Genomic DNA, 16120 nt, shown 5'->3' on the forward strand with positions numbered 1-16120 from the left:
ACCATCGCATATCGGCGCTTGCAACACCGCAAGATCGCCGCTTAATATCAACCACCAGATGAGACCAACGCTCCGTTAATTTAAACCGACATCTGTGCCAAATGTTCTGACGACGGACAGTCCGTACCATTGAAATCGGGATTGGGCGTATAGGTATAGCTGCCGTCCGGCCGCATCTCTACGCTTCCGTTGGCGGGATCCGTTGTCTTTTCAAAGATCAGCGTGCCGCCGCTGGTCGTGCTATCATTGTCCGCAACCGTGCCATCAACTGGGGTGTCTTCGTCGGTGACATTGCTGTCATCCTCCGCCTCCAGATCATCCACTGGATTCACAATAATCGTCACCGTCTTGGTCAGCGTTTCACCGCTTGCCGGGTCGGTCACTGTATAGGTAAAGCTGTCAGTTCCGTTAAAATTGGGGTTTGGCGTATAGGTATAGCTGCCGTCCGGCCGCATCACGACGCTTCCGTTCGCGGGATCCGTTGCCTTTTCAAACGTCAACGTGCCGCCGCTGGTCGTGCTGTCATTGTCCGCAACCGTGCCATCAATTGGGGTGTCTTCGTCGGTTTCGTTGCTGTCATCCTCAGCCACTAAATCGACAATTGGCGTCACGATGATGGTCAGCGTTGCATCGTCCTGCTTGCTACCATCAGTGATGGTGTAATGGATGGGCGGAACCGTACCATTATAGTTTGGAACTGGCGTAAAGACATAATCGCCATTCGGCTTGATGGTGATGGTACCGACATTGTCGATGGTGATCGTATCGCCCGCCGCAGCATTTTTCCCGTTGACGGAAAAGCTGGTGACGGTCAGCGGATCTTGGTCTGGGTCACTGTCATTGCCCAGAACATTGCCGGTGATCGGGCCGCCATCCTCTTCACCAACAGCCTGATCATTGACCGCGACGGGGGGCGCATTCTTCTTGCCACCGGATGCAAGCGCAATGGCACCAGCACCGCCCAGCGCGCCCAGCAGCCACGGCCAAGCCGCAAATCCGGCATCATTCCATTCAATTTCGGTAAAATGAAATTCGGTCCACTCTTCGGGATATTGGCCCCACCACAGGACGCCATTATCATCTTCCAAAATCAAATCATTGCGAACGACGTCCTCATCAGCCGCGCCTGATTCCGCCTTGCCCGCGCCAGCGGAATCACTATCGCTGACCAATGGTTCGCCATCAGCAGAATAACGGACAAAGAAGTTTTTAATCAAAACCTCTTCACCATCATTCAATACCAAGACAAGGTCTGCACCTCGGCGTTCATAGCGCGCAACCTTTTCGGGCGATAATTTTAACCGAACAACCGACGGCCCATGAATTACAATATCTCCTCCGTTGCTGTCTTGGACGACTTTTCCGTTAACTTTACTAATCGAGGAGAATTTCATGGTACCTCTGCTTAATTTTGCCGGTTAAATTTATACTTCTCCACCCCCTACCCCACTTCAGAGCGCAACTTCAACACATTCCAACGAACAGAGATTATCTTTGGCTACACATTCGTCCAATCGCGTATCAACCATACCGTAAAATGCGCAGCGCCATAAAAATGGCACGACAATTTTCACCCAAATTGCCACATGAAATGGACAAGAGCGTATAAATTTATCGTTATAGATTGGAGGCAGGAAATTTAGCACTGGCCTTGGCATTCACCGCGAAGCGGCATAACGCGTATCATCAATCCAAAGGAGGCTTTATGCGCGCGCAAATCTCATTTTCGACCCTGATGCTACTTCCCGCGCTGGCCATCACCAGCTCCTGCGCTCCATCCAATATCCCAGCCACGCCCATCGCTAGCAAGGCTGCACCCAGCGATGCGGCGATGCGCGGACGCGCCTTTGCACAGGCACATTGCGCCAGTTGCCACGCCATTGCGGACGGAACATCCCCTCATGCGGACGCGCCAGCTTTTGCGGATGTGATCAATCAACCCGATCTCAGCGAAAAAACGCTGAACCCATGGCTTCGCAATTCCCATAATTTTCCGCAAATCATGAATTTTGAAATTCAAGCTGACCATATCGACGACCTAGCCGCACATATGCTGACCCTGAAAGACCCCAAGCACAAACCGCGCATATAAGAAACGGCATCATCTTGGCGCCCGCCCGGCCAGCCAGCGATTCAAAATCCGTTGAACTGGCCGTTAACACCTTGGCTTTCATGTCGGTGGACCGATAACAAGATACCCAGCATCAGCAGCACCGTCATGATTGCCGACCCGCCATAGGACATCAGCGGCAGCGGAACACCGACAACAGGCAATAACCCCATCACCATACCGACATTGATCGCGACATATAGAAATAGGTTGAACGAAAGCCCATAAGCCACCAACCGCAGGTCAAATCGCGACGCAGATGCCCCGACATTACTGCCCCATCGAATGACATAAGCATAAGCAAGCAACACCAACATAGCGCCCACCATGCCCCATTCTTCAGCCATCGTGGCAAAGATAAAATCCGTATGGGCTTCCGGTAAATAGCTTAAATTGCTTTGCGAACCATTTAAAAACCCCTTGCCCAACAGCCCCCCAGAACCAATGGCAATTTTCGACTGGGTGATATGATAGCCCTGCCCCAATGGGTCACGGTCTGGGTCAATAAATGTCAGCACCCGATTTTTCTGATAATCATGCAAACTTGCCCAAGCCAATGGCGCCAAGGCCACGACACCGGCCGCCGCCGCCAAAAATAGCTTTATCGTTGTTCCGGCCATGAATATGATGACCACGCCGACCGCGATAATCATCACCGCCGTCCCCAAATCCGGCTGCAACAGCACCAGACCCGCCGGCGCAAAAATAATCGCTAGCGCCATCCCAATGGTCAGCGGTTTATTGGTCAATGACGGCGGCAGCTTTTTATAAAAACGCGCCAAAGCCAGTACCACAGCAATTTTCATCAACTCAGAGGGCTGCAATTTCATTACGCCCAAATCGATCCAACGCTGCGCACCCATGCCCACGCGCCCAAAAAGCTCGACAATGATCAGCAATAGAAAAGATAGAGCATAGGCTGGATAAGCAAGGCGCATCCACAAGCTGATCGGCACAAAAGCCACCGCGAACATAAGCCCCGTCAGCACAAAGATACGCAAGGACTGCTGCCCCGCCCACAACCAAAAATCACCGCCCGCCGCCGAATATAAGGTGGCGACACCACAGGCCTCAATAAAAAATAGGACGAAAAGCATTTTCCATGGAAGCCATCGCAATCCACTGGGCAAAACAGGCATTATAAATTACTCGGCGGGCAATCTTTGCAAAAGCAACCTATATGCTGGCCGATACTTTATTCAACCGATGGTTTCCTCATTCGCGTTCATCACGCACCACAAAAAGCAATCGCGGAATATTATACTCCCACCAGCCATCACGCAGCATCACAAATAAATAGCCAAGCCCGTAAGCTCACAAAGGCGTAAAAACTCCGCGCCCCGCGCGTCATTGCCCGCCATTGACGCCTATGTTTCGGATGAAAGCCGCCATCCTGGTCAGATTGCATTCGCACTTGCTGGTCGCCGACCTCACAACCACCCTTTTCGCTTGAAAAACAGATAAGGCAAAATGGCCGCCAAGACCATGATCACAATCGTAACCGGATAGCCCGCAAGCCATTTGAGTTCGGGCATATGTTCAAAATTCATACCATAAATAGAAGCGATCAACGTAGGCGGCAAAAAAACCACCGCGGCGACCGATAAGATTTTAATAATCGAGTTTTGCTCGATGCTGATCATCCCCAATGTTGCATCGAGAAGAAAAGTGACTTTCTGTGACAAAAATCCAGCATGGTCGGTAATCGACCGTATATCGCGGGTGAGGGTCTTAACCCGCACCCGATGACCAGCGGGATCGCCTTTGCCAGATATATGCTGGCTAACAAAGCCGGACAAACGATCTAGGGTCATCAGGCTGTCTATAATTTTCGACACCAGATCACCTTTTCGGCCAATTGTTTCGAGTGTGACCTGAAGGCTTTTGGCCTCCACCACTTCATCTGTTCGGTGGCGAAATATCTGCCTTGAAATCTGGTCAATATCGCGGCCCGCCCGTTCTAGTATGTCGGCCATTCGATCAACGATGGCCTCTAGCAAAGCAATGAAAACGCTTTCCCCCGAATTCAGGCCCATGGCCACTTTAGCGGCACGTTGCGGGAAAGTTTTGAATGCCCGTGGATCGTGATAACGCACGGTCAAAAGATGGTGACCAGTCAGAATGAACGATACGGGTTGCATATCCGGTTCGTCATCATCGGAATGAGCAGGCAAAATAGCGGTCATAAACACCGCATCACCTTCTTTGTACAAACGCGAAGAAATCTCGATTTCTGCCATTTCATCCCGCGTCGGCACGCCTATCCCTAGGTCATTTTCCAGTTGCGTTTCCTCGCCCCTGTTCGGTGCAACAAGGTCAATCCAAATGAGGTCGTTCAGCGCCTGATCCGAATATGGAATTTCGACCAATCGGCCCTCTTGATGTGAATAACCTTTGATCAACTATCCCTCCCGCCTGCTGCGAAGTCCGCTTAGAATAAGCACAGCATAATCCAATGCGGACAAAAACGTGCCTCACGCCATTATGGAAACAAAGCAAATTCTAACAGCGTTGTCGCCCATGCAGGCGGGGCAATCCATGGCCTGACGATCGGGTATCGCGATTACTTATTGGTCTCGTTAACAGCCCCGCGGAAAATCGCCCATCGTCCATCATCTACATTACCGCGCGCCGCTACCAATGCAGACAAGCGAAAGTCAGCCCGTACAGCTGCGCGGTCGCTGTCACGGCCCAATAAACCAAACATAAAACCAAAAATATATTGCTACAAAAATATCATTGAAAAGAAATTTTAACTCATAAAAAAATAAACAAACTGACCACGAAGAACAAATTACCAACAATTTACAATTATTATTTTCAAATCTTGAATTACACCTATCAATAACTATATACAACTCATGTCCATGACCATGTTTCTCAAAATTCGAAATGCAAAGTTTCTGATGATTTGTGTTTAACCGGACACCTGCCCATTTGGGCGGTGTCCGGAACACAGCATCCGAGTCATGACCCGCAGCTTTAAAAGCCGCGTACAATCCCATCCTCCGATGCAGGGCAAAATCTGTCGTTCGTGCCCAGTCAGGCTTTCGCCTGCGTGGGCGCTCTTGCTGCGCAAAGGAAATTTGAAAATGTCCGCTCAATTTTATTCTGCGTTTCGGAATGACGCGCAAAGATCATTTGATACGGAGCGGCTTCTCGTCCGCTACCCTCGTCTCGATGAACGAGAATTGGCGCGCCTGATCGAGAATTTCCTTTCGCTTTCGCCGGTCGACAGGGCCGTGATGGCGGCCGATGCACAACTATCCGATCAGCTGGCGCTGTTTTATCATGATCATCGCCGCGCGCTGGAAATGCCGCTCACTCCGCTGCTTCTGTTGCTTATCGTGCCGCTTATTACAGCGAGCGCCGTCCTGCTGTGGCTGTTCGATGGATAGCTTGAACCGACAGGCTGCGGCCAATCGCACACGCGCCGCACCCCAGATTTCCCCCTCCCCCTACGGCTAGGGCCGTTTTGAAAGAAAGAAAATATGTCTACGCATATCATGAACACCCATCAGCAAGTCAATTCCGCCAACCGCGCGCCAGCACAACGCGCTGCCAAAACCAGCGTGGCCGCGCGCCAGACCGCATTGTCTGCGGCGCAAGCGGGCTTTTCCATTACCCGCGATGACGTTTCATCACTTGTGACGTTTGTACCGGTGGGCATTTTGGCGCTTCTGACCTTCGGCCTGCTGCTCAGCCCATTCTAATCGCCCATCGCCCATGGCCCATCCGCGCCGAACTGCAAATGGGCTGGCTGTGCAAAGACGTGGATCGCCAGCGCCCATCAGTTCGGCTGGAAGGGCACATCAGACCCGTTACCAAAACCACCCGCCCCTGCGTCCGCCACACGCAATGGTGACAAGCGCACATCAGCGTTGGTCCTATAAATTTTATTTGGGTATATGAAAGCGGGGGCGTAACTTGTTTTACAACGCCCCCAACTCAGGAAAAAATGTCAATGGAGCCGATAAAGCCACGATTGAGTTTTTGGCGATAAACCAAGCGCCAACGGCCATCAATCTTGCGCCATTTATCGTGATAGTCACCCAGCGTCGCAAATGTTTGCTCGACCCGTTCACCCAAGCCCAAGTGCATGTCGCTCACATAGCATTTGCTCTCCGCTTCGTCTCCGTCCGCGTTCACAATCAGATTGCCGAGCAAATGCTGCGTGGTTCCGCACCGGTCCAAATATGATTTGACGTTCGCCACAAACATTTCCGGACCCTCCAACAGACCGTCGCCCATTTCTGCCTTGATGTCATCGCTCAGATGTTTCTTTACGGCATCCCAATCACGATAATCATAGCCCCGCGCTATTTCGATTATGCACATTTCAATTTCGTGCCGAGCAATCACATCATTTATATTCAAATTTCTTACTCCTAAGCCCAGATTATCAACGTTCAATCGACGCGTTTTCTTCATCATTTGGCAGAGAATTAGCCCTTGGGCGCCCCACCGCCAACTCCGAATGCCACGCAATCCGCAGCCGCGTCAAAGACATGATCGACAATCAGCGATAAAAACACTGGCTGGACATGTACAAAGAGGATGCAACACGCTGGGCGAATTTGTGCCGTCACCGGATGTCGGCCAATTCGATGCCGATTACTATGAATCGATCAAAGACCTGTCCGTGCAGATGCACGAATATGCTTGTAACAGCGGTTACGCGGCCAAGGGCAGCCTACAAAGACACCCCGCCGCGCCCTGAAACAGCTCCAGAATGTGGCAAGCGCACTGTCGGTTTATAGCGCGCTGCCCACCGGGAGGCCCTGCAATATTCTGCTGTCCATTTGCTGTCCAAAGAGGGCCAAGAGCCAAGTTTACAGCGGACAAAAAGTCAGAGAAAAGTCAGTAAATCCACCGCCTTAGCGATGGTGGGCGCGACAGGGATTGAACCTGTGACCCCACCCGTGTGAAGGCGGAACCTAAAAATTCATAACAGCATGAATTTATTTCATTTTTCATTAAATTATCTCAAGAAATGTACTGATTTCGTACACGCTTAAAAGACGGCAGATTCACACACATAATCGGCAGCAATGGGGTGGAATGCGGACTGGCGACTTTTGGAACAATAAGTTCGTTTACTGCCTGACTGGTTTTGGGTGAAAATGGATGATTAGTTGGTTCGTATCAACCTCTCGATCAAGGCACTTACTCCTGCGTCGATCCCTTCATAATAATTGCCTTTTTTGAAGTGCGGAAGCATGTTTTGCTCGATTATCGTTTTGCAGAGAGAGTCGGGCAGTGTTGGTTCTAAGCCGTGACCGACAGCAATCCTTATTTTGTGCTCGCTAGGAGCAACGAGCACCACCACACCGTCGTCGAATTCCTTGCGGCCGATCCCCCATGCATTGCCTAAGTCGCGAGTGAAGTCGGCAACATCTCGTCCGTCCAATGAATTAACTGTAACGACAACCATTTGATGGCTAGTTGATTTTTCTAGCAGGACCAATTTATCGGTGAGCACCGCCTCCTGCCCAACACTGATGATGTTGGCCGCATCGGTGACGCGACCTGCGAGGGGTATCGCCGCTTCGATTGAGGCTGAAGGCTGCTTCGATTGGTTCAGGTCCATCTGCCTTGTGGCTTGTCCGTTCGGAAACGCGACGGTGAGTGCCGTCAGGAGCAGGAGGAGGAACTTCATAGGAGCCGATTTAACGTCTCGGAGAAACGAGCGCAACGGGCGTTTCCTGTCCGGCAGTTTTGGGGTGGGTTTCAGACGTTCTGCTTTTCGGTTAGTGATGCGGAAAGCCGACATGCCGAGCGCGAAAAGAGGAAGGATAGGCAATTGGAGTCGAGGAAGGACAAGTTGTCTAAGGGGCGCTCGTATCCCTTAAAACCATCAGAACTTGAAAGTGCAATATTGGAGAGCGGCTTACAGCTACCAGTCGAATTCACAAGATGGGACAAGTTTGATCCTGTCCTAGAAGCCAATTACTATCCAGATGGCAGTCGGTCAGGTCGGTCAGGCGAATTTATCTGGGTTTACTGCAAAGCGGTGGAATCTGCCTCTGCGAAAGCCGTCAACGCACGCCTGTTAAGTGAGGCACTTCCAAGCTTTCTAAAATGGGCAAAGCATATTGAGGGGCTCGATGCGCGCTCGCCAGTACGCCGAGAAAAGCAGAGCTTCAGCTTTCCGCTTGAAACAACTGACAATTGAACGCCCGACTATGGGTCGTTTTCAGCCCGACAACTTCGGGGTGGAAAGCGGACCTCAAATTATTCCGCGCTCATGCAAATATGGTGCCCACATCACGGCAGCCATTAAACTGAAGAACGCCACCGTGAACCAGAAGAAGAAGGGCTGCCGCAGTCGATCAAACTCAAATGCCTGTGCACAAATGCGTCCCCTCACCAAGCCTTCGATAATGACGAAACTGCTGCATAAGGACACGCCAAGCGCGAGTAATAGACTGAGGCTCATGTCTCACTTTTACCTATGGCTACGCTGTCCGCAACTGGGTCGTTAGCCGTCATTAAGAACGGCCGCTCCATACCTCATCTGCTCAATCTCATGGCAAGCCAACTTGATTTGTCCATTCATGAGCCTACCCCTTTCCCAAAAAACGCCTCCCCTTCGCTAGTCCTTGGGTATGGGTCGGGAAAACTATAACATCTATAACCACCTAGCAAATTCAATGACTTATCGGCAATAAAACCTATAATATTTTTATAACCTGATTATAGTTTTTAGAGCGATATTTTTGATTTAAATTATCCTTATTTTTCAATGGGATTATAGTTCTACCCCTGAGAGATTGCAAAAGATTGCACCCAAACAGTAACCTCACAAATGGCAGTTTCCTGCGGCTTTCAGCTAGGTTCAAATGGGGTGATTGCGGATATTATAGTTTTCCCGACCCCATCCTGAAAAAGAAAGGCGGAAAGAAGGTTTTCCCTTTTCCGCCTCTTTTCACAAACACCCCCTGAGCGTGCATCAAATTGCATCAGCAAACAGGGCTGGTCGATCTGCCATAAGCCTAGGTCTTGGGCCGGTTTCCGGTCAACTCCAGATTGCATTAAAACCGACATAAAAAGCGCGCGGGCGAGGCGGGGGGAAAAGCGCGAAATTTGGGGTGGCATCGCGGAAATCCGTGGGTTCGGGTTCCTATGGTCGATTTTCGAGGGAAATTTTCGCGCCGGTCGCGTAATATTATTTCGCGCCAAGTCATGGGCCGCTTGGGCCCCGCCCCACTGACCCATCGTCCGCGCCCATGCCTGCAATAGTCAGGGCAGCCCGCGTGTCACATTTAATTGACATCGCAATGGTCGTCACTTATAAGAGACGTCATGAAAACGGTCCAGACTTCAGCCTTTGCAGATTGGTTTAACAATCTGCGCGATATCAAGGCGAAGTCGAAGATCGCCGCCCGTATCGCCCGCTTTGAAATAGGGCTGATGGGTGATGTGAAGAGCGTGGGCGATGGCGTGTCGGAAGCGCGGATCGCATTCGGCCCCGGCTATCGTCTGTATTACACCGTGCGGGATGGCCAGTTGATCATTCTGCTGATCGGCGGCGATAAGTCTAGCCAGCGGCGCGACATCGCAAAGGCCAAAGAAATGGCGGCCCAGATATAATCTAGGCCGCCGAAAAGGATGATGGAAATTATGGCAATTGAACTGACGCCCTTTGATGCAGCAGCCCATATCACCGAAGCGGATGATCTGGCCGAACTGCTGGCCGATGCCCTTGCAACCAACGACGCCCACACCATCGCGGGCGCGCTGGGCATTGTGGCCCGCGCACGCGGTATGACGAAAGTGGAACGGGATACTGGAATGAAGCGGCAGGCGCTTTATCGTGCGCTTGGCCCCGAAGGCAATCCGACCATGGAAACCTTGCTGAAGGTGCTGCCCGCCCTTGGCCTGAAGCTGAGCATTGAACCAGCGCACGCATAAAGGGTGTCCATAGTCTGGACACCCTTCCCACATCATGCGGCCTTCACCCGTTCGCGGAACTGGATGGCGTTGACGCCTAGCTGATCGTTGATTTCCAGAAAGACGGATTGCAGCGGCTCAATCTCCAATTCAAAGAATGCGTCGGTTGCCTTGGTGACATCGCCAAAGCCGCCCGCGTTGGCTGGAACGATGCCCAGCAATTGCGGCGGGACGCGGTGCGCGGCCAACACATCGTCCCGCGTCGTGTTCTTGATGCCAAGAAATTCATCCTTCGCCCCTGCCTCGGCAATCGGCAAAAGCCTGATGCCATTTTCCTTGCCCTCTGGCGCATGGACAAACAGGTTGCGAAAATTGCCTGGTCCTTTTGATTTCTTCAGCGCCTGCCGCATGGCATCGACATCGCCATTGCTGAACGTGCCGGTGGCAAAAAGAATATATCCGGCATGACTGCCATTTTCATAATAGCGGCGGCGGAACAGCGTGGCGTTTTCATTCAGCAAGGCCGATTGCAGGGCAGATAGATATTCCGGCAAGCCATAGATTTCTTGATTAAGGTCCGGCGCACGGATGTGGATCACGCTGCGAGCATCAAATTCCACCTCTTGGCCAAAGCTGGGCAGCCACCAATATTGCCCCGCCTTCACCCCGCGCCGCACATATTTGGCCAAGGCTTGATCAATGCCCAGCACCCCGCCCAGCCGGTTGCGCGTGATCTGGGCATAGGCATTGCCCAGCACCAGATAATCTTGAACCATGCCCGCAAAGGCGCGGCCCGATATCAGGCTGGAAGGCGCAAGGCTGGACGCCAGCATATTGCGCTTGAGAATGATCGCGCTGCTGTGGTGCGGCGATGCACGGAATGCCCGCGCCAAGCCGTCCAGCGATATCGGCGGTTCATACCAACGGTGATTATGCCAGCATTCCAGCATGTCGAGCATGGTGGACCGGCTCAGCACCGGTTCGGGATCGCCAAAGGTGAAGGCTTGCACGCCGCTGGCCGTATCATTGGCGGGGACAATCGCCCCCTGCGCGGCGCTGGCCGATGCTTGGCGGGACATGCGGCGGGTGTTTCGCTTGCTCATTCGATTATCTCCATTGTGCCCATGGGCTTTTCTTTGCCGTCAAGCGGCTCGTTCATCAGGATGTGCATGGTCGCCCACGCCAGATCGGCATGACCATCGCCGCCGCCGCGTCCGGCCTTGAACGTGATATTGCGCCCGCTGGTTGTCAGAACTTTCTTGATCGACACAAAGGCGCTGACCAGATCGATCATCCCGCTGTCGAACGCCAAGCGTCCGCGCCGGATGATATTTTGCGCCTTCATGATCATCTGCGCTTTCAGATCGATGGAATATTCCAGCTTCACCACCGAACAATTGGGCATCGCGCCTGCCTTGGCCAAAAGCTGATAGACGCCCGCCCCTACGCCGGTCGCGTCGATGCTAAGATAGGTGCAGTTATAACGGCTCAGCACCGCCTTGATGAACTCGGCTTGCTGTTCAAAATCCAGCCCGCGAAGCTGGTGCCGTTCCAAAATGCGGAATGTGCCGCCTACCTCGGTCGGCGGGGCGGAAATCACCAGCGCGGCATTATCGCCATCTTCGCTTTCTTGCGGATCATAGCCCGCCCAGACAGGCCGATTGCCATAAGGCCGGTGCGCTTCTGGATCAAAGTCCACCCAGTCAATCAAGCTGTCACAGCCCAGCTTGACCATATCGTTAAATTTGAACGCGCTGTGGCTGTCATCGACAAAGCCGCACAGGAACAGATTTTCAAATTCGTCCGGCGCATATTCGTCCATCAATTCTTCGATGTCGAACAGGTCGCATCCGCCCTTGTCCGCGTCGTGAATGGTGACGATGTGCCGCCAAATGCGATCTGGCCCCACCGATCCAGCGGCCAAGGCGGCATGGCTGACATCGATCTTGATCTGATCGGCTTTCTTGCGCCGCCTGTTGCGCCGGTCGCCCGTCCAATAAGGATAGGCCGGATGCGCGACGGTGGACGGCGTGCTGAAATAGGTTTTACGCCATTTCTTGTGCGTCGCCATGCCAGACGCGACCTTGTTCAATTCCTCGAACGAATGGACCCAGAAAAATTCGTCGAAATAGAAATTACCGTGGCGGCCCTGCGCCGTGCGGAAATTGGTACCCAAAAAGTGCAATTCCGCTGCCGCTTCCTCGGCGGGGCGCAATTCCGATGTGATCATCATTGGATCGCCGGTCAGTGTCACGCCCACCAGCTTGGCAAAGGAAATGATATAGCTGCGGAACTGGTGCGCCTGTGCCTTGGACGCCGAAAGGAAAATCTGATTTCGGCCCGTCTCAATGGCATCCATCAAGGCTTCAAAGGCGAAATAATAGGTCGCACCGATCTGGCGCGATTTCAGGATCATACGGGTGCGCTGATCCTTGGCGTTCCACCATTGATGCTGATAATCATAGCAGCCGTCTAAGAAGATTTGCTTCAGCTGCTCGGCCTGTTCCGCCGTGAAATAATTTTTCTTGGGCGCTTTGCGCGGGCCTTTGTTTCGGTTGCCCACCTTTTCATTCAAATCACCAGCATGGCCGCCTTCGCTTTCATAGCGGCGCACCCGCGCCAGCGTGGCCACGCTGCGGTTCAGCGCGTCCATTTCGACCAAATCGGCGGGTGTTTTCTTTTCCTTGGCGATCAGGGTTAGCAGGCGGATTTCCAGCCCATCTTCGATGCGGCGGATCGATGGCGCATCATCCCATTTGTCGCGCTGTTTCCATGCCTCAATCGTGGCGCGGGGAATGGGCTTCCCCTTGTCATTCATCACACCATGCAATTCAAATTCGCCGGTGATCTGGGAAACGCCCCAGCCGCGCCAATAAAGGCTGCAAGCGTGGCGGCGCGGGTCAAGGTGCCAAAGGCGGGCGGATTGGGGGCTGTCGCTGGTCATGGCGGCGACCATGCCGCCACGCGAACCGCTAATTCACCGCCCTGCATTGGTAAGGCGCGCCTCTACCAATGGACAGCATTGATGAAATGCCTTTGCCGCGCCCTTTCTGCGTCATCGCACACGCAAACCGAACCCGCCCCGCAGCATAGGAACCCCGCCCCATGGCCAAAACCAATTTAGTCCGCATCGCCGTCGAAGGTGCCACCGCTGATGGTCGCATGATTGAACGGGTCCAATTGGAACAGGCAGCAGCCAATTATGAACCGGACACCTATGCCGCCCGCGTCAATTGCGAACATTATATGGGCTTCAGCCCCGATAGCCCGTTCAAATCCTATGGCAGCGTCTTAGCCCTGCACACCAAGGAAATTGAACTGACCATCGGCGGCGAACAGCATAAACGGCTGGCGCTTTATGCCGAAATCGAAGCCAATGAACATTTGATCGCGTTGAACAAGGCCGGTCAAAAACTGTTCACCAGCGCCGAACTTCATCCCAATTTTGCAGATAGCGGCGAAGCCTATTTGGTCGGTCTGGCCATCACCGACCGGCCCGCCAGCCTTGGCACCGAAGTGCTGAAATTCGCGGCCATGGCGCGGTCGAATATCTTTAGCGATGCACAAGAAACGAGCATTGAAATGCTGTCCAGCACGGACCCCGCCGATATTGGCGAAGCGGTCAAGACGGGCTTTTTGTCTGCCTTAACGTCCATGTTTTCCGCCAAAACTAAGGACGACAAGCGCGAACCCATCACCCAGCCCGCGCCCGCCAATGACAATATGGACATGCAAGCCTTTGCCAGCCTGATGGGTGATCAAATCGCCCTTGCTGTGAAGCCGCAGCATGAGGCGGTGACATTGCTGAAAACGGAACTGGCCGAACTGAAAACCCAATTGGCTGGCACGCCCGCGCCCTCGCACTTCACCCGCACGCCCGCCTCTGGCGGCAATGGCGTGAAAACCGACTGCTGACCGGTCCCGCCTTTCCTCTCCCCTTCCCCGCACACCTTTCCCACCGGAGCCTTGCCCATGCGTAAAGACACCCGCGCCCAATTACTTGGCTACAGCAGCCAGATTGCCATGATTAACGGCGTCGATGATGCCGCCCAGAAATTCACGGTGACGCCCACCGTTCGCCAAAAGATGCAAGAGCGCATCCAGCAAGGCAGCGAATTTCTGTCGCAGATCAGCTTTGAAACGGTGATCGACAAGACGGGCCAGAAAGTGGGCGTTGGCACCACGCGCCCAATCGCCAGCCGCACCAACACCGCTGGCGGCAATCGCCGCATCGCCACCGATCCGACATCCACGTCGAACGAAGGCATTTACGTCTGCGCACAAACCAATTTCGACACCGCCATTCCTTATGCAAAGCTGGACAATTGGCGGCACAAGCCGGAATTTCAGACGCTGCTGCGCGACGTAATCCTGAAACAACAGGCCCGCGACATGATCATGATCGGCTGGAACGGCACATCCGTTGCCGCGACGACCGACCGCGTAGCCAATCCGCTGTTGCAGGATGTAAACAAAGGCTGGCTGCACCATCTGCGCACCGATGCGCCTGCCCGCTGCATTTTGGACGGCGCGCTGACCACCGATCCCACCAAGGCCATTTATGTGGCGTCTGGCGTGGAAGTGCTGAATGCCGAAGGCACCAACGCCGCCACCGCCAAGGCGGACTATGTGAACCTTGACCATTTGGTGCATGACCTGACGGAAATGCTGGACGAATGGCACCGCGATAGCAGCGATCTGGTTGTCATCGTCGGGCGCGATCTGTTGCAGGATAAATATTCCAACATCCTGACCGCCGCCGCCAACACGCCAACCGAAGTGGAAGCCCGCGACCGCATCTTGACCTTGCCCAAGCAAGTGGGCGGCAAGCGCGCCGTGGTCGTGCCATTCTTCCCCGCCAAGGCAGTGATGATCACGACGCTGGAAAATCTGGCGATCTATGAACAGGAAGAAACGCGCCGCCGCTTGTTCCGCGATGAACCCGATTATGATCAGGTGGCCAATTATGAATCGGCCAACCTTGCCTATGTGATCGAAGATTACGGCTTGGCCGCCCTTGCTCAGAATATCGTGATGGGTCCGAAGCCAGCTTAACCGCTGGCATCGCCCCCGCACGCCCCCTTTTCCGCCCCCATAACAGGAACCAATGAAATGAGCCTCGCAAGACGCCATCGGGATAAAATCCTTGCTGGTCTATCCGCTGCGAATGCCCCTGAAAATGGGGCCGGAACTGTCGCCCCCGCTGCCATCACCATGGCAGCGGGGGAGGCAAAACCCCGCGACATTCCCGCCGAACGCGCCGCCCAGCAAATCGGCCTGCGCCTGACCCATGATCTGCGTGATCTAAAAGGGATTAAGGGCATCGATCAAAAGGTCGCCCACAAGAAAAAACAGATTGGCGAATATGCCGCATGGATCGAAGGATTGCTGGAAGCCGATGCGGGCCTTGGCACCGGCATCGCCGCCGAAATCGCGCCCACCATCATGGTTTGGCATATCGATATTGGCGATTATGAAGCCGCCTTGCCTATCGGCGCTTTCCTGATCCGCCACGGCGCGGCCATGCCCGCCCGCTATAATCGCGACCCTGCCAGCGTCTTGACCGAAGAAATCGCCGCAGCCGCCCTGAAACAGCAGGCCGCTGGTGAAAGCTTCTGCGTCAATGTGCTGCTCAACCTCGAAACCATTGTCGATGGCATTGATATGCACGACGAAATCCGCGCCAAGCTGAACAAAGCCATTGGCAGTGAAATGCTGCGCGCTGGCGAAACAGTGCCCGCCAATGAGGCCGACGCCTATCTGACATCGGCTGGGGCTTATTTGGCCGAAGCCCAGCGCCTGCATGATCGCATTGGCGTGAAAGATCGGTTGAAGCGCGTCGCCAAGCTGATTGCCGCCACACAGGCCGCCGCCGCCGCCGCCGCCGAAGCGGAAGCGAAGGCTAAAGGCGAAGCCGAAGAAATCGCACAAGCCGCCAATTTGGCAACAAATGGCGCAGCCAGTGAAACCGGCGAACCCGCTGCCGACGCAGCGAACGCCTGACCCTCTGCCCCTCGGCGCTCAGGGCGGATCACGCATGGCGGGAAGGCTTTCGAGCCAAAGGGCCGTCCATTGACCTGATCCCCACCCTGTTGCCGTGACCTGAAAGCCATCGTC

At 53.8% G+C, this 16120-nt stretch carries 16 protein-coding genes; 9 read left to right on the forward strand and 7 right to left on the reverse strand.

What is annotated here, in order from left to right; all coding sequences use genetic code 11:
* Nucleotides 1-80 precede the first annotated feature (80 nt).
* Nucleotides 81-1394 (reverse strand): Ig-like domain-containing protein, encoded by a 1314-nt coding sequence (locus LKO31_RS11050; RefSeq protein ID WP_227690624.1) that lies wholly within the window; start codon nt 1392-1394, stop codon nt 81-83.
* A 311-nt stretch (nt 1395-1705) separates the two neighbouring features.
* On the opposite strand from LKO31_RS11050, the gene LKO31_RS11055 reads away from it, so the two are divergent.
* A complete protein-coding gene (locus tag LKO31_RS11055) occupies nt 1706-2092 on the forward strand; it encodes a cytochrome c (protein ID WP_227690625.1) in 387 nt (128 codons plus the stop codon).
* 41 nt (nt 2093-2133) lie between these two features.
* Here LKO31_RS11055 and rodA read toward each other — a convergent pair whose 3' ends face one another.
* Both rodA and corA read right to left on the reverse strand, forming a co-directional pair.
* Nucleotides 2134-3207, reverse strand: coding sequence for a rod shape-determining protein RodA (gene rodA, locus LKO31_RS11060; RefSeq protein ID WP_265104630.1), 1074 nt, complete (start codon nt 3205-3207; stop codon nt 2134-2136).
* A gap of 333 nt (nt 3208-3540) precedes the next feature.
* Nucleotides 3541-4512: a magnesium/cobalt transporter CorA gene (gene corA, locus LKO31_RS11065; RefSeq protein ID WP_320443497.1), complete on the reverse strand. Its 972-nt coding sequence runs from the start codon at nt 4510-4512 to the stop codon at nt 3541-3543.
* 567 nt (nt 4513-5079) lie between these two features.
* Between corA and LKO31_RS11070 the strand changes: the two genes are divergently transcribed.
* Both LKO31_RS11070 and LKO31_RS11075 read left to right on the forward strand, forming a co-directional pair.
* On the forward strand, nt 5080-5508 hold the full coding sequence (locus LKO31_RS11070) for a hypothetical protein (protein WP_227690628.1): 429 nt from the start codon (nt 5080-5082) through the stop codon (nt 5506-5508).
* Nucleotides 5509-5601: 93 nt separating this feature from the next.
* Nucleotides 5602-5823 (forward strand): hypothetical protein, encoded by a 222-nt coding sequence (locus LKO31_RS11075; RefSeq protein WP_227690629.1) that lies wholly within the window; start codon nt 5602-5604, stop codon nt 5821-5823.
* 235 nt (nt 5824-6058) lie between these two features.
* On the opposite strand, the gene LKO31_RS11080 is transcribed toward LKO31_RS11075, so the two are convergent.
* On the reverse strand, nt 6059-6487 hold the full coding sequence (locus LKO31_RS11080) for a nuclear transport factor 2 family protein (RefSeq protein WP_227690630.1): 429 nt from the start codon (nt 6485-6487) through the stop codon (nt 6059-6061).
* A 754-nt stretch (nt 6488-7241) separates the two neighbouring features.
* Complete coding sequence (locus LKO31_RS11085; RefSeq protein WP_227690631.1) at nt 7242-7883, reverse strand: TPM domain-containing protein; 642 nt, start codon at nt 7881-7883, stop codon at nt 7242-7244.
* Between the two features lie 51 nt (nt 7884-7934).
* On the opposite strand from LKO31_RS11085, the gene LKO31_RS11090 reads away from it, so the two are divergent.
* The 3 genes from LKO31_RS11090 to LKO31_RS11100 all read left to right on the forward strand — a co-directional run bounded on the left by LKO31_RS11090 (nt 7935) and on the right by LKO31_RS11100 (nt 10024).
* Complete coding sequence (locus tag LKO31_RS11090; RefSeq protein WP_227690632.1) at nt 7935-8285, forward strand: hypothetical protein; 351 nt, start codon at nt 7935-7937, stop codon at nt 8283-8285.
* 1130 nt (nt 8286-9415) lie between these two features.
* The gene (locus LKO31_RS11095) at nt 9416-9703 is read left to right on the forward strand and encodes a type II toxin-antitoxin system RelE/ParE family toxin (protein ID WP_227690633.1); all 288 of its coding nucleotides are present in this window, start codon (nt 9416-9418) and stop codon (nt 9701-9703) included.
* Nucleotides 9704-9733: 30 nt separating this feature from the next.
* Complete coding sequence (locus tag LKO31_RS11100; RefSeq protein ID WP_227690634.1) at nt 9734-10024, forward strand: addiction module antidote protein; 291 nt, start codon at nt 9734-9736, stop codon at nt 10022-10024.
* Nucleotides 10025-10056: 32 nt separating this feature from the next.
* Here LKO31_RS11100 and LKO31_RS11105 read toward each other — a convergent pair whose 3' ends face one another.
* A complete protein-coding gene (locus LKO31_RS11105; protein WP_227690635.1) occupies nt 10057-11106 on the reverse strand; it encodes a phage portal protein in 1050 nt (349 codons plus the stop codon).
* The gene (locus LKO31_RS11110) at nt 11103-12947 is read right to left on the reverse strand and encodes a terminase large subunit domain-containing protein (RefSeq protein WP_227690636.1); all 1845 of its coding nucleotides are present in this window, start codon (nt 12945-12947) and stop codon (nt 11103-11105) included. The genes LKO31_RS11105 and LKO31_RS11110 overlap by 4 nt, the downstream gene beginning before the upstream one ends.
* A 161-nt stretch (nt 12948-13108) precedes the next feature.
* Here LKO31_RS11110 and LKO31_RS11115 point away from each other — a divergent pair, with 161 nt between their 5' ends.
* Genes LKO31_RS11115 through gpM form a run of 3 tightly spaced genes read left to right on the forward strand, consistent with a single transcriptional unit; the run spans nt 13109 to nt 16006 of the window.
* Nucleotides 13109-13918 (forward strand): GPO family capsid scaffolding protein, encoded by an 810-nt coding sequence (locus LKO31_RS11115; protein WP_227690637.1) that lies wholly within the window; start codon nt 13109-13111, stop codon nt 13916-13918.
* 57 nt (nt 13919-13975) lie between these two features.
* Complete coding sequence (locus LKO31_RS11120) at nt 13976-15058, forward strand: phage major capsid protein, P2 family (RefSeq protein WP_227690638.1); 1083 nt, start codon at nt 13976-13978, stop codon at nt 15056-15058.
* A gap of 57 nt (nt 15059-15115) precedes the next feature.
* Nucleotides 15116-16006, forward strand: coding sequence for a phage terminase small subunit (gene gpM, locus LKO31_RS11125; RefSeq protein WP_227690639.1), 891 nt, complete (start codon nt 15116-15118; stop codon nt 16004-16006).
* Nucleotides 16007-16120 lie beyond the last annotated feature (114 nt).

This window comes from Sphingopyxis yananensis (assembly GCF_020687785.1).
In the GTDB taxonomy this organism is placed as follows: domain Bacteria; phylum Pseudomonadota; class Alphaproteobacteria; order Sphingomonadales; family Sphingomonadaceae; genus Sphingopyxis; species Sphingopyxis yananensis.